Origin of the sequence: Agrobacterium sp. LR_9, assembly GCF_041954855.1 — a bacterium.
GTDB classification, from domain to species: Bacteria; Pseudomonadota; Alphaproteobacteria; order Rhizobiales; family Rhizobiaceae; genus Agrobacterium; species Agrobacterium leguminum.
In genome coordinates this window covers 142403-165675 of sequence record NZ_JAVAYA010000008.1, presented here as the reverse complement: position 1 = coordinate 165675, position 23273 = coordinate 142403, and the positions used below count along the sequence as shown (strand labels likewise).

Here is a 23273-nt window from a genome sequence, read left to right as displayed (position 1 = left end):
GGAGTCGGCCCGCCTTTTCACTCTAGGCAATCAGGACCCGTTTAATCGGGGGGCATGAGATCACGAGTGAGAGGGAATGACATGAATTTGGGCAAGCAGGCACGCGGCTGGTTCTGGCTGACGACGACGGCGATCATCGGGGGTATCGTCGCCGCAGGTCCGGGCGCCATGACCGCCAGCGCGCAGACACCGCCCGCCGCAAGCGGCGCACCCGCCACCGTCACCGTGTCCATTCCCGCAGGGCCGCTGGAAAACGCCATTCTGAGCTTCGGCCGCCAGGCCAATCTGCGCATGGTCTACCCCTCCGCGATCACCAGGGGCCGCGGCACGGCCGGCGTCAAGGGCACGCTCAGCGTATCGGCGGCCGTCAGCGGGCTTCTGGCCGGATCGGGACTGAACTACGCATTGGCCGGCGGCAATACCGTCCGCATTTTCGATCCCGCCAGCCAGACCGGCGAAGGCGGCGGTTCGGCTGCCGCCGGCAGCACCCTGCTTGCGCCGATCACCGTGCAGGGCACCGGCCTTGAAGGCGCCAGGGGCATCATCGAGAGCAATGGCTATGTCGGCAAATCCGGCCGCACCGCCACGAAGACCGATACGCCGGTTGCCGAAACAGCCCAGTCGATCACCACCGTCAGCCGCAAGCAGCTCGATGACCTGAAGCCGCAGAACCTCTCGGAAGCGCTGAACTACACGCCCGGCGCGCGCATCGGCCAATATGGCGCGGAGCCGCGCTTCGACGCCTTCAAGGTGCGCGGCACCGATCTCAGCACCACCGGCATCTTCCGCGACGGCCTGCGGCAGGTCAGCAGCCAGAACGGCAGCGCCCGGCTTGAGCCCTATGGCGTGGAAGCGGTTTCCATCCTGCGCGGTCCCGCCGCCTCCATCTATGGTGCCAGCAGCTCCGGCGGCATTGTCGATATCATCTCGAAACGCCCGACCGAAGAGACGCTGCGCGAGGTGGAGCTGCAATATGGCTCCTTCGGACGCGTGCAGGGCGCTTTCGATCTTTCCGGCGCCGTCGATGACGAGAAGACCATGCTTTACCGACTGACCGGGGTGGCCCGCGACGGCCGCAACGAAATCAGCGCCATCAAGGACGACCGGCTGTTCATCGCGCCGGCCTTCACCTTCCAGCCGGATGCCGGCATCAAGCTGACGCTGCTCGGCGAATATATGGACAGCACCACCGGCGGCACCTGGGGATACATCAACAATTACGGCAGCGACGGCAAGTCGATCGGCGCGACGCCGGTTTATGGCGGCGATTCCCGTTTTAATGATTTCGAGCAGAAACAATGGCGTATCGGCTATGAGTTCGAGCATGAAATCAACGACAACGTCACCTTCTACAGCAAGGCGCGTTATTCTGCCCTTTCGGCCGACCAGCAATGGGTCTTCGCCAATTATCCCGGCATCACCATCGAGGACAATGAAGGCGTCTCCGCCGACAATTACCTGAAGACAGAATTCGACACCGGCCCGGCGAAACATACGCTGCTGACGGGTATCGACTTCAGCCATATGTCCTACACCTCGAAACAGGGCAACGGGGCCAGCCCCTTCTCCGACACCTTCACCTATGTGCCCGACGTATCGCTGATACTGAAGCAGAGGATGAACACGCTCGGCATCTATGCGCAGGATCAGGTCGAAATCGACCGCTGGCGCCTGACGGCCGGCATTCGTCACGACTGGCTGGATACCGAATATCAGGCCCAGACCGTCGGAGACGCAACGGCTCCCACCTATGACGGCGATGAAACCAAAACGACCGGCCGCGCCAGCCTCGGTTATGTCTTTGACAGCGGTGTGATGCCCTATGCCAGCTACGGCACCTCCTTCGTCGCCAATCCGGGCGTCATCATCACCACGGGAACGGTTACGGGCCAGGCGCAGCCGACGGTCGGCAAGCAATATGAGCTCGGCGTGAAATATGCCCTGCCGCAATATAACGCCCTGCTGAGCGCCGCCTTCTTCAATCTCGATCAGGACAATGCGACGGTCTATGAGACCTCGTCCGGCATCAACCTGCTGCGCCAGCTCGACCTGCGCTCGCGCGGCGTGGAACTCGAAGCCACGGCCTCGCTCGACAATGGCTGGAGCCTCATCGGCTCCTATTCCTATAACGACGTTGAAATCACCAAACTGACGTCGGAAACGGTGGGCAAGCAGCTCAATTCATCGCCCTATCACACCTTCTCGCTGTGGGCCGATTACGAGTTCCAGAGCGGTGCGCTCGAAGGCCTCGGCATCGGCGCGGGGCTGCGTTATGTCGGATCGAGCTTCGGCGACAACCAGCACACCCCCATTCTCGACAATGAGGCCCGCACCTTCGTCGACGCCTCGCTGCGCTACGATCTCGGCAAGGCCCTGCCCTCGCTGGAAGGCGTGAAACTGCAGATCAACGCCACCAACCTTCTCGACGAGGTGAAACAGGTCTGCACCACGGGCTTCTGCTATTATGACGAAGGCCGCAAGGTCGTCGGCAGCATCCGGTATCGCTTCTGATGCTGCAGCAGAACCCTGCCACAACCAAGCCGTCGCCGGCCGCCGTCTTCGTGGCGGTCGGGGGGCTTTATGTCGGCCAGAGCGTAATTGGCGGGCTGACCTTTCTCGGCCTGCCGGCGGTGCTCAGAACCGCCGGACTGCCGCTCGACCAGATCGGCCTGCTTTATCTCGTCGTTCTGCCATGGGCGCTGAAATTCCTCTGGTCGCCGCATGTGGAGCGTTACCGCCTGCCGCCCGTCGGCAGGAACCGGTCGCGGGTGATCGTCGGCACGGGCATCGCCGCCTGCGCCTTCGGCCTCGCTGTTCTTGCTTTCACCGGCCCGTCGCCGGTTTCCGTCGCAATCGCCATCCTGTCGGTAATCGCGCTGGTGACGGCGACAGTCGACATCGCCTGCGACGGCTATGCGGTCGAAACGCTGGCGGAAGAGCATCATGGCTGGGGCAATGCCGCACAGGTGGGCGGCTCCTATCTCGGCTCCGCCATCGGCGCCGGCCTGTTTCTGGTGCTGGTGGAGCGCGCCGGCTGGACGAGCGCCACGCTGGTCATGGCCGGGCTCGTCATCCTGCTCGCGCTCCCCTTCCTGTTCGGCCCGGCGGCAAGAACGGTCACGCAAACACGGGACCATCTGCCATCGATCAAAAACGCGCTCAAGCGACGGGAAGTCCGCACCGGCCTTCTGGTTGCGGCTGTTTATGTCGCGGCGCAGAAATGGGGTCTGGCAATGCTCGGCCCGTTTCTGGTCGATTACGGTTTCGATCTCGCCACCATCGGCACGCTGAATGGCGTGGGCAGCATGATCGTCGGTTTCGCCGGCGCACTGCTCGGCGGCACGCTGGTACGCCTCTACGGGGCGTCCCGAATCCTGCTCATCGCCATCTTCGTGCAGACGGCGCTGCTCAGCCTTTTCGCCTATTTCAGCGTTCATCGCGATATTTCGCAATGGGTCGTCATGGCGGTTGCGGTGGCTAGCTCGTCGGGCATCATGTCCATCGGCTTCGTCGCGCTTTACGCCTGCTTCATGGGCTGGTCCGACCCCCGGCAGGCCGGGGTCGATTTCACCCTGTTCCAGTGCATGGATGGCGTTGTCGGCATGATCGGCGGGTTGGGCGCAGGCGCGATCGCCGAAAAATTCGGCTATCAGGCCTCCTTCATCATTGCTGCCGTCGTTTCGGTGCTCGCCGCACCGGTCATCTTCCTGCTGATGCGACGGCAGAACTCTTGAACCGAACCTCAGGGCGCGGCGGCTTAAACCGCGCCCGGCAGGCCTCTTGCATCGGCCTATTCGACCACCACAGACAGCGCCGAACCAGTATAGACCGGCCGCAGCTTCACATTGCCCGCATCTATCGAGGTAAAGGTTCCGGTCAGACCGTTGGCGGAGATCACATCGAACCGCGTGCCGGCGGCTGGCGCGCCGCCATCGAAAGCGAGCTTCAGCGTCGCGCCGTCCAGCACCGCATTGCCCTTGATCCGAAGCGCAGCCTTCTGCGGGTCGACCGCCAGCGTGCCGCCCGACTGCGTATAATCGCCGCCGATGACAAGATCCGTCTCTCCGCCGAGCGACAGCGTGCCGCCGCTGACCAGCACGCCGCCGGTTCCAAGCGCATCGGCGGACGACGCCACCAGCGTTCCCTCCCTGAGAATGGTGCCGCCGCCATAGCTGTTATGGCCGCCAAGCGTCAGCGCTCCGCTGCCGGACTTGACGAGACGCCCTGCCCCGGCAATATCGTTCGTCCATCTGTCCGCCGCATTGAACCCGCCGGCGGCAGCGTCCATCGTCACCTCGACATCGCCGTCAAATGCACCGTAACCGCTGGCGGCAGCGACCAGATTGATGCGGCCCCAGCCATTGCTGTCATCCAGCAGCGGATAACCGGCCTTGATGCCGGTGGAAAACAGCACGGCGCGGCGCTGGGCGGCATCGAGATAAGGCAAACGTGTCTCCAGCAGGACCTCCGCCCCCTTCGGCACCACCATCGGCGCATCGCCTGCGGCCCTGTCGCGGCTGAAGGAATAGGTCATGCGCCTGCGATAATCCGCCCCGTTCTTCGCCGCATCGGCAAATTGATCGACATCCGGCTTTGCGCCATGGGCAAAATCGATGAGCGACTGGCCCTGCGGCAGGCGTTTGGCAAAATAGGCCTGCAAGGCCGCATGCGCAGCCTTCTTCACCTCGGCATTTTTGGGGTCCTGCAACATGGCGGCAGCCATGGCGGTTGCGGTGATGCGGCCGCCGATCACGTCGAGCGGTGAATGCATGCCGGCGACGATGCGGCTCTCGCCGAGTTCGGAGGCCGCCGTCAGCAATTCGGAAAAGCGCTCCGGCACCGCATAGGCGTAAGCGATGGCGGCCAGATAGGCGGCATTGGTGTGCCCGCTCGGAAAACCGCCATCCTTGCCGCGACCGCGGGTTTCACGCACATATTTCAGCGCCGGTACGATGACGCCCGGATCGCTTTCATAGCCTTCAAAGCTGCGGTCACCAATCGTTTCCTTGCCGGTCTCGATCACCTCGCCTTTGTCGTTCATGCGCCAGGGCCGTGGCGAGGAATAGAAATATTTCGCCGGTGAGGTCGTACCCTCCGGGCCGCGGATCACCTTCATGAAGGCGACAAAATCCTTCAGTTCGCTATCGGCAGCACCCGCCTCGGTGCCCTTGTCGTCTTCCTTGCGGGCGATGACCTCGTTCGGATCGAAATCAGCGAGCGTATGATTGATCGTCGTCGTTGCACCGGCCCCTTCGCGATACCAGGCGGCAAGCGGCCCCATGCCGTCGATGACGCTGTAACCCTGCGAACGGCGATCATTCATATAGGCTTCGAAAGCGGCAGCGCGCGTGCGGTTTTCACCGGTCACGGACAGCACGTAACGCATGTTTTCCTGCCAGACGGCGGGATCGACGATCTTCACATGGCTGAAATCCGCCGGGCCATCGCCATTGGCGCCGCCATCCGCCCATTTTTCATCGCCAAGCGTCCAGATGCGGTTGAAACCGGTGAGGATTTCAATGATCGGGTTGTCCCGGTCATCATAGGCGCCAACCGCCTCGCCCTTCTCATTCTTGCCGGTCTGGTTGCGATAATTGTCGGCAAGCGGCAGCGGATATGTTGCCGCCGGTTCCGGCACCGTTATGGCATAACCCTGTCCTGCCGGCCCGGTGCGATCGAACGCCTGCGCGCCCGGAACCAGAACCAGCAATGCGACGGAGGCGAGCAGGCTCGAGCGTGCGGAAAAGAAAGACGACATCTTCAGTCTGGCCATGACGAATCCTATGATTTTCAGCGAGTGACGCGTGACGAAAACAGGCGGCGCGGCGTTCCGCGCGCCTCATCGTCAGGTTTAAACGGAGCGTATTTCAGTTTTTCGATGGGCCGCCGGGAACGGCTCCCTGCGGCAGTTCCTCCAGCGAAAATGCGCCGTCTTCGGAAAGAAACGGCGCGATATGCCCGGAGCGCCACTCCGGGCATATCCTTCGAGAACTTCATCGTTCCGCCGGAGGCGGACGGTCGGGCCGTTATTTCTTGACCGCGACAGCCTCGTTGATCTTGGCGACGTCATCTTCCAGAACCTTGTAGGTCTGGTCGAGCGTCAACTCGCCGACGATGAGCTGGCTCATGCGCTGCACGATCTGCTGATACATGGCGCTGCCGCCCTTGGCGCGCTCGAACTCACGGGCGGCCTGCGGCACGTTCTTCTTGTTGTCGAGGAAGACCTTCATCGCCGCCTTGGCGTCTTCGCTCTTCAGCTTGTATTGCGGATCGACGATCTCCGCGCCGGTCAGGATGACGTAGTTCTCGGCGATTTCCCGCTGCACCTTTTCGGAGCCGAGGAATTCGATGAAGTGAGCCACATCTTCGGGATATTTGGTGCGCTTGAAGCCGACAATGGCGGTGCCGCCGGGCATGGCGTAGCATCCGGCCTCACCGCAGGGCGCATTGATCGCCGTCCATTCGAAACTGTCGCCGATCTTGTTCTGGAACGGATTGACCATCCAGTTGCCGGCCAGATAGGTCACGACATTGCCGTTGACGAACTCGTCACCCATGTTCTTGTACTGCGAACCGCCTGCCGCACCCCACATCTCTTTGGGGAAGCTGCCATTCTGCGTCCATGAATAGATATCGGCGATATATTTCTTCGCCGCATCGTCCGGGAAGCTGAACTTGCCGTCCTTCACATAGGTCGCGCCATAAGCAAAGGCGCCGCCGGAGAAGCGGTGGCCGGAACGGTCCATGGTGAAGGGAATCTGCACGCCGGTCGCCTTGGCGACACGGGCGGAAGCCTCGACGATCTCGCTGAATTTCGCGGTCGGGCCGGGCAAGGGTTCGCCCGCCTGCTCGAACAGCGTCTTGTTGACGAAGGGCAGGTTCAGCGTCTGCGATGCCATGTAACCGTTGATCGACTGCGGATCGTTGACATTCGGCAGGCGAAGCTGGTTGAGGCTGGAACCGTGCAGCTTCGCGAAGGCTTCCGCGTCTTTCATATAGGGGCGCATGTCGAGATAATAGGGCGCAAGCTGCCAGTCGGTGATCTTGGCGATATCAGGACCTTCGCCCACCGCAAGCTGCACCGGCAGCTGCTTGGAAACCGCGTCATAACCCGAAGACACGAAATTGATCTTCACACCCGGATTGGCCGTCTCGAACTCCTTGCTGAGTTCCGACATGCGCTGCACATAACCCTGGTCGTCATCCGTAAAAAGGAAAGTAATCGTGCGGGTCTCGGCCTGGGCCGTCGCAAGACCGGCGACAGAGGCCACCACAAGGGCGCTGACGCCCGAAAACAATTTCATCATGCTCATCCTCCCAATGAAAATATTTTCATAAATCGAACGGAAGCTCCTCTGCTTAATTCGATTTATAATGTTTTGCGGCTTGACAGAATAAACGTCAAGCTGTTTGTTTTGCATAAATCGCACAAATCGACGCGGAAAAGCGAAAATCGGATTGTGAAAATAATTTCATAAAGATCGACGGGAGGCGATCCATTATGACGGATGGACCATTTGCGGCGAACGCGTCGCAGCCGACATATACCGTCGCAAACGGCGAAACGGTGACCGCCTGGATCGTCTCCGATCTGGTGGAGACGTCGTTTCCCGGCACCGCAGCCCCCGCCGAAGACCGTGTGAACTATCGCTTCATCAACGGTTTCGTGGATGTGGGCGACCTGCCCTGCCGCAAGGCCTTCCAGCAGACCATGATCGGCCGCGATATCGCACCCGATACCAGCTGGCCGGTATCGCACCTCAACCTGCCGGGCTCCAATCGCCGCGTCGAATTCACCGGTTTCTGGCATGTTCCCACCCATGTGCAGCGCTGGCTGAAGGGCACCTTCCGTAGCGATGCGGCAAGACAGGCGCATTTTCGGCTGCGCACCTGCGGCGGCGTCCGCATCTGGGTAGGCGGCGTCGAACAGGTCCGTTTCGAACCTTTCATCCGCAATGTCGAAAGCAGCCGTGACATCACGCTCGATCTCGCAGCCGGCGATAACGAAGTGCTGCTGCTCTGCGAGGATCTGGCGGAACGCGACATCATCTGGTTCTTCGAACTTGAGGTCGTCGACGCCATGCCGCTGACCGTCGTGCTGCCCGTGCCGCTCGACCGAGAAGAGACGAAGCGTCTCGCCGCGCTGGTGCGCGATGTTCGCCCGGCGCGAGACGTGTTTTCCGGCACAGCCCTCGAACTGGTCTTCGGGGCGGCGCCAGCGAGCGACCTGCCGGTGCACATTGCCGTCAAAAGCCATGGGCATGAGCGCGCTTCGCTCGCGGAAGTGGATACGGTGCTGAAGGCCGGGCAATCCTCGCTGAAGATCCCTGAAACGACAGGCATTTCGGACGGATATCACGGTGTCAAAATCACCATGGGTTCGGGAGCGGGAACGGTAACCCGCGTCATCGACGCGGCGTTCATGCATGATATCGCGCCGGAAGCATCCGATGCCGATATCAACGAGCGAAAAAAAGCCGCTCTCTCCTTCAGCGCCCGTTTCGGTGCCTGGCGCATCGGCCGCGCGCTGGCGATGGTCGCCACCGGCAGCGACGATATCGAGACGATCGGCGGGATCGTCGATGCGACGCTGCATTCCATCGATCGGCGGGAAGACTGCTCCGATTTCGTGATGATCCCGCTTCTGTGGCTGGTGCGCGCCTATGGGGACCGCCTGCCGGCCGAGATGCGGGCGCGGATCGATGCCTCGATCCTCGGCTATCGCTACTGGGTGGACGAACCGGGCAATGACGTCATGTGGTTCTGGAGCGAGAACCATGTTCTCTGCTTCCACACCAGTCAGCTATTGGCTGGCGAATATCTGCCGGATGCCGTCTTCACCGCCTCCGGCCGCACCGGCAGAGAACAGGCGGCGCTGGCGGCAGACCGGCTGGAGCGCTGGTTCGACAGCGTCGAGGCACATGGGCTGGCCGAGTGGAACTCCGCTGCCTATTATCCGGTGGATTTCATCGGCCTTCTCGCCATCGAACATTGGGCGGGACCGGAGCTTGCAGCACGCGCGCGCTATCAGATCGATCTCATCTTCGAAATGATCGCGTTGCACACGCTCGGCGGCGTTCCCTCCGGCTCTCAGGGCAGAGCCTATGACAAGGAGCTGCGCGCCGGGCCGCTGACGGAACTGGCGCCCTTCGCGCAGGTCGCCTTCGGTCAGGGCTGGCTGAACAACGGTGTCGCCTCGCTACCGATGTTCTGCTGCGGCGATTACCTGCCGCCGGCGCATCTCGCCGCCCTTTCACAGTTGACAAGCGGCCGCATGGTCGAGGCGCGTTATGCGCAGGGTCTGGAGCCCGGCAAGCTCGTGCTGTTCAAGAACGAGGCCGCCCAGCTTTCCACCGTTGTCGATCACAAAACCGGCCGCAAGGGCCACCAGCAGCACGTCATGGATATCAAGCTTGCCGGCCATCCGATGGCACGGCTCTGGGTCAATCATCCCGGCGAAGACGATCCGTGGGGCACGCAACGCCCCTCCTATTGGGCGGGAAGCGGCATCCTGCCGCGCGTGGCGCAACATCGCGATCTGGCGATGCTGATCTTCGATACGCACGATCACCGCAACGACTGGACCCATGCCTATCTCGGCCGCGACGGGCTGGACGAGGTGCTGGTGGAGGGCAACTGGCTCATCACCCGCTCGGGCCGAGGCTTTGCCGCACTTTATGCGACGAACGGACTTGAACCCGTCACGTCTGGAGCAACCGCCAACCGCGAAATCAGATCGCCCGGCCGCCGTGCCGGCTGGATCGGCGTTATCGGCTGCGGCGACGCGCAAGCCTTCGCCGGATTTCGTGAGAAAATTCTCGCCACACGGGTCACCTTCGATGCCGAAAGCCGGCTGCTCGCAGTGACACCACCCGGCGGGCCAGAACTTACTCTCAACTGGGACGGCGCTTTCACCATTGGCGGGCAGGCCATGGCCTTCGACCACGACCAGCCCCAGCCGGAAATCACCTTCGACAGTGCCGACCCCGCATCGGGCGGCGCGGCACAACCATTCTACTCCTAAGCGGAATTGACAGATGAACCAGCCAAGCATGGAAAAAGACACTCTCAGGACGACGATCGACAATGTCGCCGCCGCCTTCAGCCGCCTCAAGGGCATTCAGGAAGGTCTGGTCAGCGGCAGTTCCGATGGCAAGATCCAGTTCGACGAATGGGACTGGGAAGTGGGTGTGGGCCTTTACGGCTTCCTGCGCCGGGCGCTGGCCGCCAACGACCGAAAGGCATTGGATGACCTCGTGACATGGTATGGCTGGCAGATCGAGCGCGGCCTGCCGCCGCGCCAGATCAACAGCTCCGCGCCGATGCTGCCGCTCGTCATCCTCATCGAACATGTCGACCGGCCGGATTTCCGGGCGCTGGTGGAAGACTGGGCCGACTGGCTGGTGCATCAATTGCCGAAAACCGAAGATGGCGGCTTCCAGCATGTCGTCAAGGAGCGGCTGAATGAGGGCGAACTCTGGGACGACACGCTGTTCATGGCATGTCTGTTCCTCGCCCGCGCCGGCGTCGTCTGCAAACGTCAGGACTGGATCGACGAGGCGGTTTACCAGTTCATGATCCATACGCGCTATCTCTCGGACCCCGTCACCGGGCTCTGGTATCACGGCTGGACCTTCAACGGACGCCATAATTTCGCTGACGCCTTCTGGGCGCGCGGCAATTCCTGGATCACCGTCGCCATTCCCGAACTCTTCGAACTGGTGCCGACGCTTGGCGAAAAGGACAGGCGTTTCCTCGCCAATGTGCTGGCAAGCCAGGTGCGGTCGCTCAGGCAGTATCAGCGCGAGGACGGCATGTTCCACACGCTGCTCGATGATCCGACATCGCCGGTCGAGACATCGGCGACGGCCGGCATCGCCTATGGCATTCTGCGCGGCATAGAGGCCGGTATTCTCGGCGAAGAAAATCGCCCGCATGCGGAACGCGCACTGAAGGCGGTGCTTGGCAATATCGACGACGAAGGCGTCGTCCACGGCGTTTCCGACGGCACGCCGATGGGCCACGATCTCGACTTCTACCGCCGCATTCCCAATCTGCCCACGCCCTACGGGCAGGCGCTGACCATGCTGCTTCTGATCGACGTTTTTCTGAAAAGGCCAAAGGCATCGTGAGCATCATGAACATCAGTCAGGACATCACAGTCGCGGCAGGTGGCCTTGATGCCACGGCGGCCATCCAGCAGGCTATCGACACCGTTTCAGCCGCAGGCGGCGGGCGCGTGTCTCTCTCGGCCGGGCGTCACGTCAGCGCCGGCCTCCATCTCAAAAGCGGCGTGGAACTGCACCTTGCCGAAGATGCGGTGCTTGCCCCCGTTTCCGATTACGACGCCTATGCCCTGACCCGGGTTTCGGTGATTGCCGAAGACTCCGATCGCGGCATGATCATCGCCAGCGGCGCGCATGACATCGCCGTCACCGGCCCCGGCCGTATCGAGGCCGGCGGTGAAAACTTCATCGTCGGCGACGACAAGGCCATGGGCACCTATGTCCCGGCGAAAAAACGCCCACGCGTGATGGTGCTGGAAAGCTGCCGCAACGTGCGCCTTGAAAACCTCTCCGTCAGTGGTTCGCCGATGTGGACGCTGCACATGGTCGATTGCGAAGACCTTCATTTCCGCAATCTGCGCATCGAAAACGACCGCCGCCTGCCGAATACCGACGGCATCGTGCTCGATGCCTGCCGGCGCGCCCTGATCGAGGATTGCTTTATCTCGACCGCCGATGACGGCATCTGCCTGAAGACCAGCGCCGGGCCGGATGGCAAGGCCGTTGGAGCCTGCGCCGATATCACCGTTCGCCGCTGCACCGTTTCCAGCATGAGCTGCGCGCTGAAGCTCGGCACGGAATCCTTCGGCAATTTCACCGATGTCGCGTTCGAGGATTGCAAAATCGTCCAGTCCAATCGCGGCGTCGGCCTGTTTTCCCGCGATGGCGGCGCGATGCGCAACATCCGCTTTTCAAGGATCGAGACCGAATGCCACGAAACGCCGGGCGGCTTCTGGGGTTCGGGTGAGGCTGTCACCGTCACGGTCGTCGACCGCCGCCCCGAGCGTCAGGCCGGCAGCGTCGACAATCTGGTCGTGGAAGACTTGAGCGGTTCGATGGAAGGCGCGATCAACCTCGTCGCCACATCGAAGGCCGGCATTCACAATGTCCGGTTGGAGCGCATCACGCTGTCGCAGCAACCCGGCAAGCTTGGCACCGGCCTGCAATATGATCTGCGCCCCACAAATGCGGATATTGCGCCAAGCCCCCATGCCGCCGGCCGCGCCAACGCCTGGACGCAGGATGCTGAGGGCAGGATCGTCGGAATGGAGGATTATCCCGGCGGAATGCCGGCGGTTTATCTTGCCGGCGTGGAAGGATTTGCGGCCCGCGATGTCGCCATCAAAAGAACGACGCCCTTGCCCGAGGGCTGGAACAGCCAAGAAATCGTCGCGACGACGAACTTGCCCGAAGGGAGCAGGTGATGGGAAGTCTGAAACTCGAAAACCTCAACAAGGCGTTCGGCGCCGTTCATGTGCTGCATGACATCGATCTTCAGATCGAGAACGGCGAATTCGTCGTTTTCGTCGGCCCTTCGGGCTGCGGAAAATCGACGCTGCTGCGCATCATCGCCGGTCTCGAGGACGTCACCTCGGGCAGCATAGCCATCGGAAACCGCGATGTCAGCGCGCTGTCCCCGGCCGAGCGCAAGATCGCCATGGTCTTCCAGTCCTACGCGCTTTACCCGCATATGAGCGTGCGCAAGAACCTTGCCTTCGGCCTGGAAAACCTGCGTTTCAAGCGGGCGGAAATCGAAAGCCGCATCAACGAGGCGGCCCGGATGCTGGCCATCGAGCCCTATCTCGACCGCAAGCCGAAACAGCTTTCCGGCGGCCAGCGCCAGCGCGTCGCCATCGGCCGCGCCATCGTGCGCGAACCGGATATCTTCCTGTTCGATGAGCCGCTTTCCAACCTCGACGCGGCGCTGCGCGTGCAGACGCGTGCCGAAATCACCCGCCTGCATCGCGATATCAAGACGACGATGATCTATGTCACCCATGATCAGGTGGAAGCCATGACCATGGCCGACAAGATCGTGGTGCTGCGCGCCGGGCGCATCGAGCAGGTGGGCAGCCCGCTCGAGCTTTTCGACAATCCGCGCAATCTCTTCGTCGCCGGTTTCCTCGGTTCGCCGCGCATGAACATGCTGAAGGGCACGATCACCAAGGGCAGCGACGGTAGCATCGCCATCGACGCCGGCTACGGTGTGTCACTGCCCTGCCTTGTCGATCCGGCAGCCGTCAGCTCCGGGCAGGCGGTTCTCGCGGGCATTCGCCCCTCGCATTTCACCATCTCCGACAATGCCGGCTTGCCCTTCGAGGTGCAGTATCACGAAAGCCTCGGCACCGAGACCTATCTCTACGGCAATCTCCAGGGCGAGAAAGAGCAGATCATCGTGCATCAGGCGGGCCATTTTGCCCCCGCTTCCGGCTCGGTGCTGAAGATCATGCCGGCGCGGGAAAAGGTGCATGTCTTCGATCCCGCCACCGAACTGGCGTTGCCGCGCCTGAACAGCGAAGGGAGAGGTTAGCATGGCCAATCCGACGCTTGCGAGACTGTCCGACCGTGCGCTCGATGCCGTGATGGCGATTGCCGAAGTGCCGCTCAACTTCATCGAGCGGCTGATCGGCAAAAGGCGCATGCCTTATATTTTCCTGATGCCGAACCTCGTTCTCTTCGGCATCTTCACCTTCCTGCCGATTGCCATTGCCGTCGGTTACGCCTTCACCGGCGGCACCGAACTTCTCATTACCGACCGCCCCTTTGTCGGCCTGGAAAATTTCGGCAAGCTGCTGGATTGCCAGAGCTACATGGACCCCGGAAGCTGCCGGGAATCGCTGTTCTGGACCGCGATCTGGAACACGCTGTGGTTCGTGGGCTTCAACGTCATCGCCACGCTGCTGGTCGCGCTCATCACCGCCCTCATCCTCAACCGGGCGATTGCCGCGCGCGGTTTCTTCCGCGCCATGTTCTTTTATCCGGTGCTGCTGTCGCCCGTCGTCATCGGCCTCATCTGGAAATGGTTCCTCGACCGCAACGGCCTGCTCAACGCCTTTTTCCAGATGCTCGGCGTGCCTCCGGAAATCTTCCTGCTGGATGTCGGCTGGTCGCGTTTCTTCGTCGTGGTGGTCTCGGTCTGGTTCCACATGGGCTTTTATACGCTGATCCTGCTGGCCGGCCTTCAGGCCATCCCGAAGGACCTTTATGAAGCCGCCGCCATCGACGCCGCCTCGCCCCGGCGCACGCTTTTCCGCATCACCCTGCCGCTTCTCGGCCCCAACCTGCTCGTCGTGCTCATCCTCCTGATGATCCGCTCGGTGCAAATCTTTGATGAGGCATGGGTTCTGACCAATGGCGGTGGACCGGGCACGGCCAATACATTCGTCGTGCAATATATCTACCAGATGGCCTTCGGCAGCGATCTGAGGCTGTTCGGCCTTGCGTCCGCCGCATCGGTTCTGATGGGCCTTGTGCTTCTCGCGCTGACGCTCGTGCAACTGCGCCTCGGCAAAAAGATGGAGTCCTGACCATGTCCAACGCCGTCTCCTTCCTCACGCGCACCCGCCGCCCCGGCCGGATCGGTCTCACCGATATCCTATCATGGGTCTGGCTCATCGGCGGCACGCTCGCCGTCCTCATCCCGGTCGTCTGGGCCGCCATGTCATCGCTGAAACCGGAAGCCGAGATCACCCGGTTTCCGCCGAGCCTTCTGCCGCGCGCCGCCGTGCAGGTGGACGTGCAGGGTTACGACAAGCCGCTCAGCCTCTGGAAAGCCCCCATCGACGGCATGGAGCGGGAAATGGCCATGGTCCGCCGCATCGGGCTGAAAGCCCAGATGGTCGATCCCGCCAATCCCGGCCCGCCCGTCAGCGTTGACACCCGGGAAATAACGCCCGTCCAGAAACTGACTATCGCGACGGAGAACTTCACCGATCCGCTGACCCGGTTCAGCTTCCTGACCTTCCTCAAGAACTCGGTCTTCGTCACCTTCGTCGCAACCGTCCTGACGCTGATCGTCAATGCCATGGCCGCCTTTGCGCTGTCGAAGTACCGCTTCCGCGGCGAGAAGGCGATCTTCGTGCTGATCATCTCTACCCTGATGATCCCGCTCACCGTCGTCATGGTGCCGGCCTATCTGGTCATCGTCGGCGTCGGCCTCGTCGACAATCTCTGGGGCGTCATCATCCCGACGGTGGCGACGCCGACCGGCGTGTTCCTGCTGCGGCAATATATGCTGACCATTCCCGATGAGCTGATCGAGGCGGCCCGCGTCGATGCGGCAAGCGAATTCCGTATCTTCTGGCGCATCATCCTGCCGCTGACGGCGCCGGCGCTTGCGGTTCTCGCCATCTTTTCGGTGCTTTGGCGCTGGAACGACTTCCTCTGGCCGCTGATCGTTCTCAGCAGCCGCGAGAACTTCACGCTGCAGGTGGGGCTGAACGCCTTCCAGGGCGAGTTTTCGGTACAATGGCACTATATCCTCGCCATGACCTTCCTCAGCCTGGCGCCAGTCACCGTCGTGTTCCTGTTCCTGCAGCGTTACATCACGACAGGCATTGCCGGCACGGGGATGAAATAAAACGACAAATCATTTGGGGGGCGGCGCGATGCTGCCCCTCAGCACAAGGCGACAACCGAGTTCCAGCCGGTGCGCCGGGCGGGTGGGATCGGCCGCCACAAGCCGCTGCTCCAGCAGCGCGAGCGCCGCGCCGCCCAGCCTGTCGGCGGGCAACTGGATGGTGCTGAGCGGCGGGGCACTGAAGGCCGCCGGCATGATATCGTCAAACCCCAAGACCGAAACATCGTCCGGCACCCGGATTCCGGCTTCCGTCAGGGCCTTCAGGCAACCGAGCGCCAGATTATCGGCGGCGCAGAAGATCGCCGTGGCGTTTCTGAGCGGTTTTTCCTCGGCCAGCAGGCGGCGGGTGGCGGCCTCACCCCATTCCGGCTCATAGCTCTCCACCTCGATGACCATATCGGCGGGAACAGTGAGGCCTGCCGCGAGATACGCGTCGCTATAACCGTCATATCGGCGGCGGATCGTCGTGCGCCCTTTCCAGGTGATGTGCAGAATATTGCGATGCCCGAGCGACAGCAGATGTTCGATACCGAGCCGCGCGCCAAAACGGTTCTCGGCCGTCACCGTATCGACGATCATGGCGGGGTCCTCGCCATTGATCAGCACCACCGGCCGCGAAAGCGCAGACAGCGCCTCGACCAGTTGCGGCCTGTCATCGTTCAGGATCACGATACCGTCGACATTGTCGGCATCCGCCGCCGCTGCCACCGCAACCGGATCGAGCCGGCTCGTTGTGCTGACATAGGGAACGATGCGAATGCCGCGCCGCTCGCATTCGCGCCTGAAGCCGTTCAGCATCGTCCAGCTGACCATGTTAAGGTCGCTCTGCGGAGCTGCATCATTGGTCATGGCCAGAAGCACGACACGCAAAGTGGCGATCGTCGCCTTCTGTCGCCGGTTTTCGAGATAACCGAGCGCGCGTGCCGCCTCCAGCACCCGCTCGCGCACCTGCGTGGTCAAGGGTGCGGTGCCATTGATGGCGTGCGAAGCCGTGCTCAGCGAAACATTCGCCTCTCGCGCCACGTCCTTAAGCGTCGTTTTCCTGTCTATTTTCATAAAGGGGAAATTCAACCACTCTACTTCGGACGGTGCGGGCAGAAAGCCTGCCTCACGCAGTCGATCTGAAGAATACCCGTGCCTGTTTGCTGCTCTCTCGTCGCTCGAAGACTACAGCATCATCCGTAAATGCGGAATTGATTTCTCTGGGTTTTTAATCCCCCGTAAGAAACGCCGCCCGCAGCGAACCGCGGGCGGCAAGGCGGTCAGAGCGCCTGGGAGATATGGTCGATGCTGCTCTTTACGGCAGCGGCCGGATCCTTCAGCTCGTGCACTTCCGTCGCGAAGGGTTCGAAGCTGTAAGGTCCCTTGTAACCGGCTGCCTCAAGCGTTCTGATCTGGGCGATATTCTCCAGCCGGTCGCCGCCATCCACCAGAACGCGGTGGGCGTCGAGCATGTCAGCGACGGAGACGGCAGGATCGATCACGCCGGAAATATGCACGAGGCCGGTGCGTTCGGGGAAGAACTCCGTCTCGCCTGCGAGATGGTGATGGAAGGTGTCGTGCACCAGCCTGTAGACATCGCCGCCACCGGCCGCATCGATGGCCCTGATCGCTTCGGCCTTGGTGCGCATCGAAGAGACCGGGAAACCGAGCGGCTCGACGAAGCCGATCAGGCCGCGTTCCTTAAGGATCGGCTTCATGGCCTTCAGCGCCGTGACGAGATCGTCAAAGGACACCGGCGTACCGTCGTTGAGCGGGCACATGACCAGCGCTTTCGCACCGCTTGCCGCCGCATAATCGGCCATGGCGACGGCCCGCGCAGGCAGGTCGCCCGACCAGACGTTGAAGGGATAAAGCGCATTGATCGAGATAATCGTCACACCGGCCTTTTCGGCCGCCGCCTTTACCTCGGCCGGCTCCACCGTGCCGACGATATCAGGCAGGTCGTTGCGGATTTCGACTTCGGTAAGGCCGAGTTCGCGGGCCGTCGCAAAGAACGCCTCAAGGGAAAGCTTCGGCGCGGTAATGTGGTTGATGGCAAAACGCATGAAAGACCTCACTGATAAAGGGCGGGACGGGTGGGAAGCTTGATTTCAACTGCTGCCCCGTCCGTTTCCTGCGCGGCCACGCAGGCGTCGGAGGTGATGGCGGCCACGTAGCCGTCCCAGGAGTTGGGTCCCGATGCCGTGCCCTTCGCCGCCGCATGGATGAAGTCCTGCAATTCCACATCGTAGCTGGCGATGAACCGGTCTTTCCAGTCGGTCAGGATATCGTTCTGCAGCTTGGCGCCAAGGCGGGTCTGCACCGACATCGGCTCCGGCAGGCTGGCAATGCCGTCCTCGCCCACCACCTGGCACTGGATATCGTAGCCATAATGGCAATTGACGAAGATTTCGACGTCGATGATCGTGCCCTTCGCCGTCTCCAGAATGACGATCTGCGGGTCCTTCAGCCGCGCATGGCTTCTGGCCGCCGAACGGGGAAAGAGAACCCGCGCCGAAACATAGTCATCGTCGAGCAGCCAGCGCAGCACGTCGATCTCATGGATCATCGTGTCATGGATCGCCATCGGGGTGACATATTGCTCCGGAACCGCCGGGTTGCGGTGGGCGGCGTGCACCATGATCGGCGCGCCGATCCTGCTATCGACGGCCTGTTTCAGCGCCACGTAACCGGCGTCATATCGGCGCATGAAGCCCACCTGAACCAGCCGCTTGCCATGCGCCACCTCGGCGTCGACGATGCGTCTTGCGCCTTCCGCCGTTGTTGCGAGCGGCTTTTCGCAGAAACACGGCTTGCCGGCGGCGATTGCCGCCAGCACATATTGCTCATGGGTTGCGCCCCATGAGGTGACGAGCACGGCATCCACATCCGGCGATGCGATCAGCTCTTCACCGGTGGCGAAAACGACGGCATCCGGGGCGATGTCGTTTTTGACCGCCTCGGCCGAGGCGCGGTTGACGTCGCTCAGCGCAACGATCTTCGCGCCGCCCAGAACCTTGTTGATACGGCGAGCGTGATCACGCCCGATTGCGCCGGTGCCGACGACACCAATTCTGACAGTCATTTGAAAAACCTCATTTCCAGTATTTGGCGACGTATCGCCGGGTTTCGCTGAGCATGAACCGCGCGCTTTCATCGACACGATCTTCCCAGGCAAACACGCAGTTCGAGAGCACGCCGTCGAATTTCATGTCGGCGAGCGTCGCAAAGAAGGTTTCCCAGTCGATCTCGCCCTGGCCGAAATCGGTGTGCTGGTGCACCCTGACCTTGGAACCGGGGGGATTAACGATGTAGCGCAGCTGCGACGACTTGTTGTGGTCATAGGTATCGGCAAGGCGCACATGCACCAGATGGCCCTCGGTGGCACGCAGGTTAGCCACCATGTCCGGCCCGTAAAAGAACGTGTGCGGCGCGATGAAGGAGGCCTTTACCGCCTTGGAATTGATGGTCTTGATGATGTCGATGGCCGGCGCGATCTCCTCGATCCAGTCTTCTGGATGGGCCTCCAGCGACAGCACCAGACCTTCCCGTTCGAGGATCGGCACCAGAATATCCATTGCGCGGAAGAACTGCGCTTCGCAGGTTTCCGGGCGATGCAGGCCGGAACGGTCGTTAAGGCTGCGATCCGGCGAGCCGCCACGGCCGAATTCCGAAACGAACATCGGGCATTCCATTTCGACCGCAATCTCGATGGCACGTTTCCAGTTGTCGATCGCCACCTCCCATTCGTCCGGATAGGGGCTTGCCCAGCGATACATGGGCTGCAGCGTCGCAAGGCCGACACCATGGTCCTTCAGCGCCTTTTTAAATTCGGCGACCCGTTCGGGATAGACCTTCGGCCGGGTCCACCAGGAGAGGAAATCCGGACGGGGTGAAAGTTCGACGTAATCATAACCGAGTTCGGCAACCTTGCGGCAGGTCTCGGCCAGCGAAAGGTGTCGGAACATGTGGGGATCGAGCGTATGTTTCATGGCTGTTTCCAGTGGAGTGATAGATGGACCGGGTCGAAGCCCCCGCTTATTTGGCGTAGGCGGACATGTTTTCCGGGGTCACGAGTTCAAAGGGCACCCAAAGCGTCTTCTCGGTGCCTTGCCCGGCAGCGGCCTTCACCGCCGTCTGAACCGAGACCTCGCCCTGCTTGGTCGCATTCTGGTAGACGGTAATGTCGAGATCGCCGGCCTGCATGGCGGCAAGGCCGTCCGGCGTGGCGTCGATGCCGGCAATGACGACATCCTTCATGGAAACGCCCGCCGCCTTCAGCGCCTGCGCGGCGCCGATCGCCATTTCATCATTATTGGCGATGACGGCATCGAACTGGATGCCCGCCGTCAGCCAGGAGGAAACGAGATCCTGCGCCTGCGTGCGGCTCCAATTCGCCGTCTGCTTTTCGAGGATTTCGATCTTGCAGTCCGGCCGGGCAAACACCGTTTCCACATCCTTGGTGCGCACCAGCGCCGCATGGTTTTCCAAAGGTCCCATCAGGATCACGGCCTTGCCCTTGCCGCCCATCAGCTTGCAGGCGGCTTCCGCCTCCATCGTGCCGGAATCGAGTTCGTTGGAGCCGACGAAGGCCGTGCCATCAGGCAGGCCGGTTTCCAGTTCTGCCGGCGGGTGATTGACATAGACGAGCGGGATTTTTGCGGCGGATGCAGCCTTGGTGATCGCCGAGGTGGCATCGCCATCCACGGCATTGACGATGATCGCATCGACACCGTTGGCGATGAAATTCTGCACCTGATTGAGCTGTTTCGAAGGATCGAGCTGGGCGTCCTCCACCAGAAGCTCGATGTTCTTGTCACGCCCGGCCTCAGCCCTGATACCGTTCAGCAAAATCGTCAGGAACGGATTGTCGAACGATGTCATGGAGACCGCAACACGGGTCTCGGCAAGGGCAGGCGTTGCGAAAATGCAGAGCGCAGTCGCCATCAACAGGTTTTTCAAAGTCTTTCCTCCCGCGGAAAACCTCCGCTGGTTCAATCGCACTGATATCGCTGAAGCCGGAATATCCTCCCCCCGCCTTCAGCGTCTTCGGTCTGTTACATCTTGTCGGGCCCGAACGGGTCTCAGTTCTTGGCCTGATAGTCCTTGAGGTTTGCGGGTGTGACCAGTTCGAAGGGTACGAAAACCTTCTTGTCCACCGCATCCCCCTTTGCCAGTTTCAGCGCCGTATCAACCGCGCCCTTGCCCTGGCCGGCGGCATTCTGGAAAACGCTCACATCCAGCTCACCCGCCGCCATGGCGGCCAGCGCGTCCTGCGTGGCGTCGATGCCGGCGATGATGACGTCATCCATCGACCGGCCTGCCGCCTTCAGCGACTGGATGGCGCCGATGGCCATTTCGTCATTGTTGGAAATCACCGCATCGAACTGCACCCCGGCCGAAAGCCAGTTGGTCATCAGGTCCGAGCCTTGCGTGCGCGACCAGTTGGCGGATTGCTCCTCGACAAGCTTGATGAAGCTGCAATCGGGCGTCGCCACCACATCCTTGATATCCTGCGTGCGCATGCGAGCCGCCTGGTTGGAAAGCTCGCCCATCATCACCACCGCCTTCGCTTCCGCCTTGCCGGCGGCCTTCAGCAGGCGGCAGACTTCCTGCGTCTGCAGGGTGCCGGACTGCTTTTCATCGGAGGCAACGAAGGCCTGTTTTTCCGGCAGGCTGTCGAGGTTGACCGGCTGGCGATTGACATAAACGAGCGGAATGCCGGCGGCAGCGGCAGCCTGCGAAAGCGCCACGGTCGCATCCGTATCCACCGGGTTGACGATGATGGCGTCGACGCCGGCGGCAACGAAGTTCTGCATCTGGCTCAACTGCTTGCCGACATCGTTCTGCGCATCCTCGATCTGCAGCGAAACGCCGCTCATGCCCTTGGAATAATCGATCATGCCGTTGCGCAGCACGGTCAGGAAATTATCGTCGAACAGGGCCATCGAAACGCCGATGGTTTCCGCCGAGGCGGTCGTCGCCAGCATGGTGGCGAGCGCTGCAATCGCGAAATGTCTTTTCATGTCGTTCTCCTCCAAAACCCTTGAAAAGAACCGGCTGCACGGTCCAGCGCCCATCGCGCCGCCACCGTTTGCCGGCAAAAAAGTACCCGTCGCTGCGAAGACAAGTCCGCAGCCTGAAGCAATCCGAAACATCGTTATTATCGTGGATCAGCCTCCTGCCCGCTCCACACGCAGGCAAGATTTCCCAGTCCCGGCCCGGCGTCAACGGGTCAGCGGCAACCGAAACCATCAAGGCTGATAGAAAGAGACTCCGAATTTATGATAGAATATATCAAACCATCAAAGGCTTTCAGGAACCCACAGATGGGCGGGTACAAACCGCTGTCCCGGCGTTTCCGCCATGCCATGTTCGATGCTGTGAACCATGGTGGCGATGAGGTCCGTGCATAATTCACGGAGCGGCGTCTGGAATATGCCGCTGATACGCTTTTCCAGCAGCGCCTGACGGGATTCGGGCGTCAGTTCATTCACAAGACAGACGATGGCCTCCTGCCGGTTTTCCTGCTGCAGGGCCTCGATGACGCCTTCCATGCCGCCGCCGATGCAATAGATGCCGACCAGATCCTTGTGCTTGGCGATGGTGTCCATCACCAGCTCATAGGTCAGCCGCCGGGTTTCCAGTGTGATCAGCGCATCCATCACCTCGAATTCCGGCGCATATTCCCGCATATAGCTGCGAAAGCCGGTTTCGCGCAGCGAATGACCGTGAAAACGGTGGCCGCCGAGCAGCAGAAGCACCTTGCCCCTGCTGCGCGCCAGCCGCGAGATCATCCAGGCCGCCGTGCGCCCGACTTTCATGTTGTTAGCGCCGAGATAAGCTTCCCGCACCCCCTGCGCGAAATCCGAAAGCAGCGAAAATGTCGGAATACCCTTCGCCTTCAGGGCCTCGACGGCGGCGGTGACATCATGATGGTCCGGCCCCGTGGCCGCCACGGCCTGCACGCGTCCCTTCATGCCCGTCAGAAGGGCCGCAAGCTCACTCGGCTCGCCCGACTGAGCAAACTCGATACGCAGATTGAGATGGCGATCCCGGACGTTGCGCGCCGCAAGCTCCAGCTCGTCGGCGAAGGTCTGGTAGAAGGCGTGCCGTTCCTTGCGCAGGATGATGCCGAGACTATAGGAGGGCAGATCGGCCAGCATGCGCTGGCGAATGATATTGGTGGCGTGAAAACCGATCTTCTCCGCCGCCTCGAACACCCGCCGGGAGGTTTCCTCCCGCACCGGCAGGCGACCGTTCAGCACCCGGTCGACGGTGGCGACGCTGACGCCGGCGGCTGTCGCAACATCTGTGATGGTCGGACGTTTCATGCGGGCACCCCGTAGACGGAAAGATTCCTGTCATATCTCGCAAAACATGTCACGGATCATGATGGAATCCAACGCATGCCGGAAGATTTCGTCAGGGAAGGCCATGGAAGTGAATATCAGGCAGGCGCCGAATTTGCGAGATCAGCATTTAAAATGCCGTTGCCTCCCTCATCTCTGCGCTTGTCACAGAGATCCAGCCAGCCCAAGTCCTTGGGCTGAAAAGACTCCTTCCGCCGCGCAGACGCGCGTCGGCTGGATTCACGTGACGAGCACAGGAATGAGGGAGGTACCAAGGCGAGAGAATCGCTAACC

17 protein-coding genes are annotated in these 23273 nt (G+C 61.6%); 8 read left to right on the top strand and 9 right to left on the bottom strand.

All coding sequences use genetic code 11. The features are described 5' to 3' along the window. Positions 1–81 precede the first annotated feature (81 nt). Both RAC79_RS12165 and RAC79_RS12160 read left to right on the top strand, forming a co-directional pair. Entirely contained in the window at positions 82–2511 is a 2430-nt protein-coding gene (locus RAC79_RS12165) for a TonB-dependent siderophore receptor (protein WP_374997065.1), read from the top strand. Then, the gene (locus RAC79_RS12160; RefSeq protein ID WP_374997064.1) at positions 2511–3734 is read left to right on the top strand and encodes an MFS transporter; all 1224 of its coding nucleotides are present in this window, start codon (positions 2511–2513) and stop codon (positions 3732–3734) included. Before RAC79_RS12165 ends, RAC79_RS12160 begins: the two co-directional genes overlap by 1 nt. Before the next feature lie 56 nt (positions 3735–3790). On the opposite strand, the gene RAC79_RS12155 is transcribed toward RAC79_RS12160, so the two are convergent. Continuing rightward, positions 3791–5773 (bottom strand): phosphatase PAP2 family protein, encoded by a 1983-nt coding sequence (locus RAC79_RS12155; RefSeq protein ID WP_374997063.1) that lies wholly within the window; start codon positions 5771–5773, stop codon positions 3791–3793. Positions 5774–6026: 253 nt separating this feature from the next. Beyond that, positions 6027–7307, bottom strand: coding sequence for an ABC transporter substrate-binding protein (locus tag RAC79_RS12150; RefSeq protein ID WP_031233411.1), 1281 nt, complete (start codon positions 7305–7307; stop codon positions 6027–6029). Positions 7308–7501: 194 nt separating this feature from the next. Between RAC79_RS12150 and RAC79_RS12145 the strand changes: the two genes are divergently transcribed. Genes RAC79_RS12145 through RAC79_RS12120 form a run of 6 tightly spaced genes read left to right on the top strand, consistent with a single transcriptional unit; the run spans position 7502 to position 15645 of the window. Then, on the top strand, positions 7502–10024 hold the full coding sequence (locus tag RAC79_RS12145) for a hypothetical protein (RefSeq protein WP_374997062.1): 2523 nt from the start codon (positions 7502–7504) through the stop codon (positions 10022–10024). 13 nt (positions 10025–10037) lie between these two features. Continuing rightward, positions 10038–11132 carry a glycoside hydrolase family 88 protein gene (locus RAC79_RS12140; RefSeq protein ID WP_374997061.1) on the top strand — a complete coding sequence of 365 codons (1095 nt, stop codon included), beginning with the start codon at positions 10038–10040 and terminating at the stop codon, positions 11130–11132. A gap of 5 nt (positions 11133–11137) precedes the next feature. Continuing rightward, positions 11138–12490, top strand: a complete 1353-nt coding sequence (locus RAC79_RS12135) for a glycoside hydrolase family 28 protein (protein WP_374997060.1) — start codon at positions 11138–11140, stop codon at positions 12488–12490. After that, positions 12490–13596 (top strand): ABC transporter ATP-binding protein, encoded by a 1107-nt coding sequence (locus tag RAC79_RS12130; RefSeq protein WP_374997059.1) that lies wholly within the window; start codon positions 12490–12492, stop codon positions 13594–13596. Before RAC79_RS12135 ends, RAC79_RS12130 begins: the two co-directional genes overlap by 1 nt. A 1-nt stretch (position 13597) precedes the next feature. After that, the gene (locus RAC79_RS12125) at positions 13598–14593 is read left to right on the top strand and encodes a carbohydrate ABC transporter permease (RefSeq protein WP_080819041.1); all 996 of its coding nucleotides are present in this window, start codon (positions 13598–13600) and stop codon (positions 14591–14593) included. 2 nt (positions 14594–14595) lie between these two features. Continuing rightward, positions 14596–15645 carry a carbohydrate ABC transporter permease gene (locus tag RAC79_RS12120; RefSeq protein ID WP_020808844.1) on the top strand — a complete coding sequence of 350 codons (1050 nt, stop codon included), beginning with the start codon at positions 14596–14598 and terminating at the stop codon, positions 15643–15645. Positions 15646–15654: 9 nt separating this feature from the next. Here RAC79_RS12120 and RAC79_RS12115 read toward each other — a convergent pair whose 3' ends face one another. The 7 genes from RAC79_RS12115 to RAC79_RS12085 form a co-directional block, all read right to left on the bottom strand. After that, positions 15655–16701 (bottom strand): LacI family DNA-binding transcriptional regulator, encoded by a 1047-nt coding sequence (locus tag RAC79_RS12115; RefSeq protein WP_338808820.1) that lies wholly within the window; start codon positions 16699–16701, stop codon positions 15655–15657. A 206-nt stretch (positions 16702–16907) separates the two neighbouring features. Continuing rightward, entirely contained in the window at positions 16908–17693 is a 786-nt protein-coding gene (locus tag RAC79_RS12110; protein WP_374997058.1) for a TIM barrel protein, read from the bottom strand. 8 nt (positions 17694–17701) lie between these two features. Further along, on the bottom strand, positions 17702–18712 hold the full coding sequence (locus tag RAC79_RS12105) for a Gfo/Idh/MocA family protein (protein ID WP_374997057.1): 1011 nt from the start codon (positions 18710–18712) through the stop codon (positions 17702–17704). 10 nt (positions 18713–18722) lie between these two features. After that, the gene (locus RAC79_RS12100) at positions 18723–19619 is read right to left on the bottom strand and encodes a sugar phosphate isomerase/epimerase family protein (protein WP_003519788.1); all 897 of its coding nucleotides are present in this window, start codon (positions 19617–19619) and stop codon (positions 18723–18725) included. Between the two features lie 46 nt (positions 19620–19665). Next, the gene (locus RAC79_RS12095) at positions 19666–20574 is read right to left on the bottom strand and encodes a sugar ABC transporter substrate-binding protein (protein ID WP_065655330.1); all 909 of its coding nucleotides are present in this window, start codon (positions 20572–20574) and stop codon (positions 19666–19668) included. Between the two features lie 137 nt (positions 20575–20711). Next, entirely contained in the window at positions 20712–21653 is a 942-nt protein-coding gene (locus RAC79_RS12090) for a sugar ABC transporter substrate-binding protein (RefSeq protein ID WP_374997056.1), read from the bottom strand. 279 nt (positions 21654–21932) lie between these two features. Beyond that, a complete protein-coding gene (locus RAC79_RS12085; RefSeq protein WP_125146036.1) occupies positions 21933–22961 on the bottom strand; it encodes a LacI family DNA-binding transcriptional regulator in 1029 nt (342 codons plus the stop codon). Positions 22962–23273 lie beyond the last annotated feature (312 nt).

Excerpts from the sequence above, each read along its gene's own strand:
- RAC79_RS12105 (WP_374997057.1), bottom strand. The coding sequence starts at position 18,712 with ATGACTGTCAGAATTGGTGTCGTCGGCACCGGCGCAATCGGGCGTGAT.
- RAC79_RS12095 (WP_065655330.1), bottom strand. The coding sequence starts at position 20,574 with ATGGCGACTGCGCTCTGCATTTTCGCAACGCCTGCCCTTGCCGAGACC.
- RAC79_RS12090 (WP_374997056.1), bottom strand. The coding sequence starts at position 21,653 with ATGAAAAGACATTTCGCGATTGCAGCGCTCGCCACCATGCTGGCGACG.
- RAC79_RS12150 (WP_031233411.1), bottom strand. The coding sequence starts at position 7,307 with ATGATGAAATTGTTTTCGGGCGTCAGCGCCCTTGTGGTGGCCTCTGTC.
- RAC79_RS12100 (WP_003519788.1), bottom strand. The coding sequence starts at position 19,619 with ATGAAACATACGCTCGATCCCCACATGTTCCGACACCTTTCGCTGGCC.
- RAC79_RS12155 (WP_374997063.1), bottom strand. The coding sequence starts at position 5,773 with ATGGCCAGACTGAAGATGTCGTCTTTCTTTTCCGCACGCTCGAGCCTG.
- RAC79_RS12165 (WP_374997065.1), top strand. The coding sequence starts at position 82 with ATGAATTTGGGCAAGCAGGCACGCGGCTGGTTCTGGCTGACGACGACG.
- RAC79_RS12085 (WP_125146036.1), bottom strand. The coding sequence starts at position 22,961 with ATGAAACGTCCGACCATCACAGATGTTGCGACAGCCGCCGGCGTCAGC.
- RAC79_RS12120 (WP_020808844.1), top strand. The coding sequence starts at position 14,596 with ATGTCCAACGCCGTCTCCTTCCTCACGCGCACCCGCCGCCCCGGCCGG.
- RAC79_RS12160 (WP_374997064.1), top strand. The coding sequence starts at position 2,511 with ATGCTGCAGCAGAACCCTGCCACAACCAAGCCGTCGCCGGCCGCCGTC.
- RAC79_RS12115 (WP_338808820.1), bottom strand. The coding sequence starts at position 16,701 with ATGAAAATAGACAGGAAAACGACGCTTAAGGACGTGGCGCGAGAGGCG.
- RAC79_RS12110 (WP_374997058.1), bottom strand. The coding sequence starts at position 17,693 with ATGCGTTTTGCCATCAACCACATTACCGCGCCGAAGCTTTCCCTTGAG.
- RAC79_RS12135 (WP_374997060.1), top strand. The coding sequence starts at position 11,138 with ATGAACATCAGTCAGGACATCACAGTCGCGGCAGGTGGCCTTGATGCC.
- RAC79_RS12130 (WP_374997059.1), top strand. The coding sequence starts at position 12,490 with ATGGGAAGTCTGAAACTCGAAAACCTCAACAAGGCGTTCGGCGCCGTT.
- RAC79_RS12125 (WP_080819041.1), top strand. The coding sequence starts at position 13,598 with ATGGCCAATCCGACGCTTGCGAGACTGTCCGACCGTGCGCTCGATGCC.
- RAC79_RS12140 (WP_374997061.1), top strand. The coding sequence starts at position 10,038 with ATGAACCAGCCAAGCATGGAAAAAGACACTCTCAGGACGACGATCGAC.
- RAC79_RS12145 (WP_374997062.1), top strand. The coding sequence starts at position 7,502 with ATGACGGATGGACCATTTGCGGCGAACGCGTCGCAGCCGACATATACC.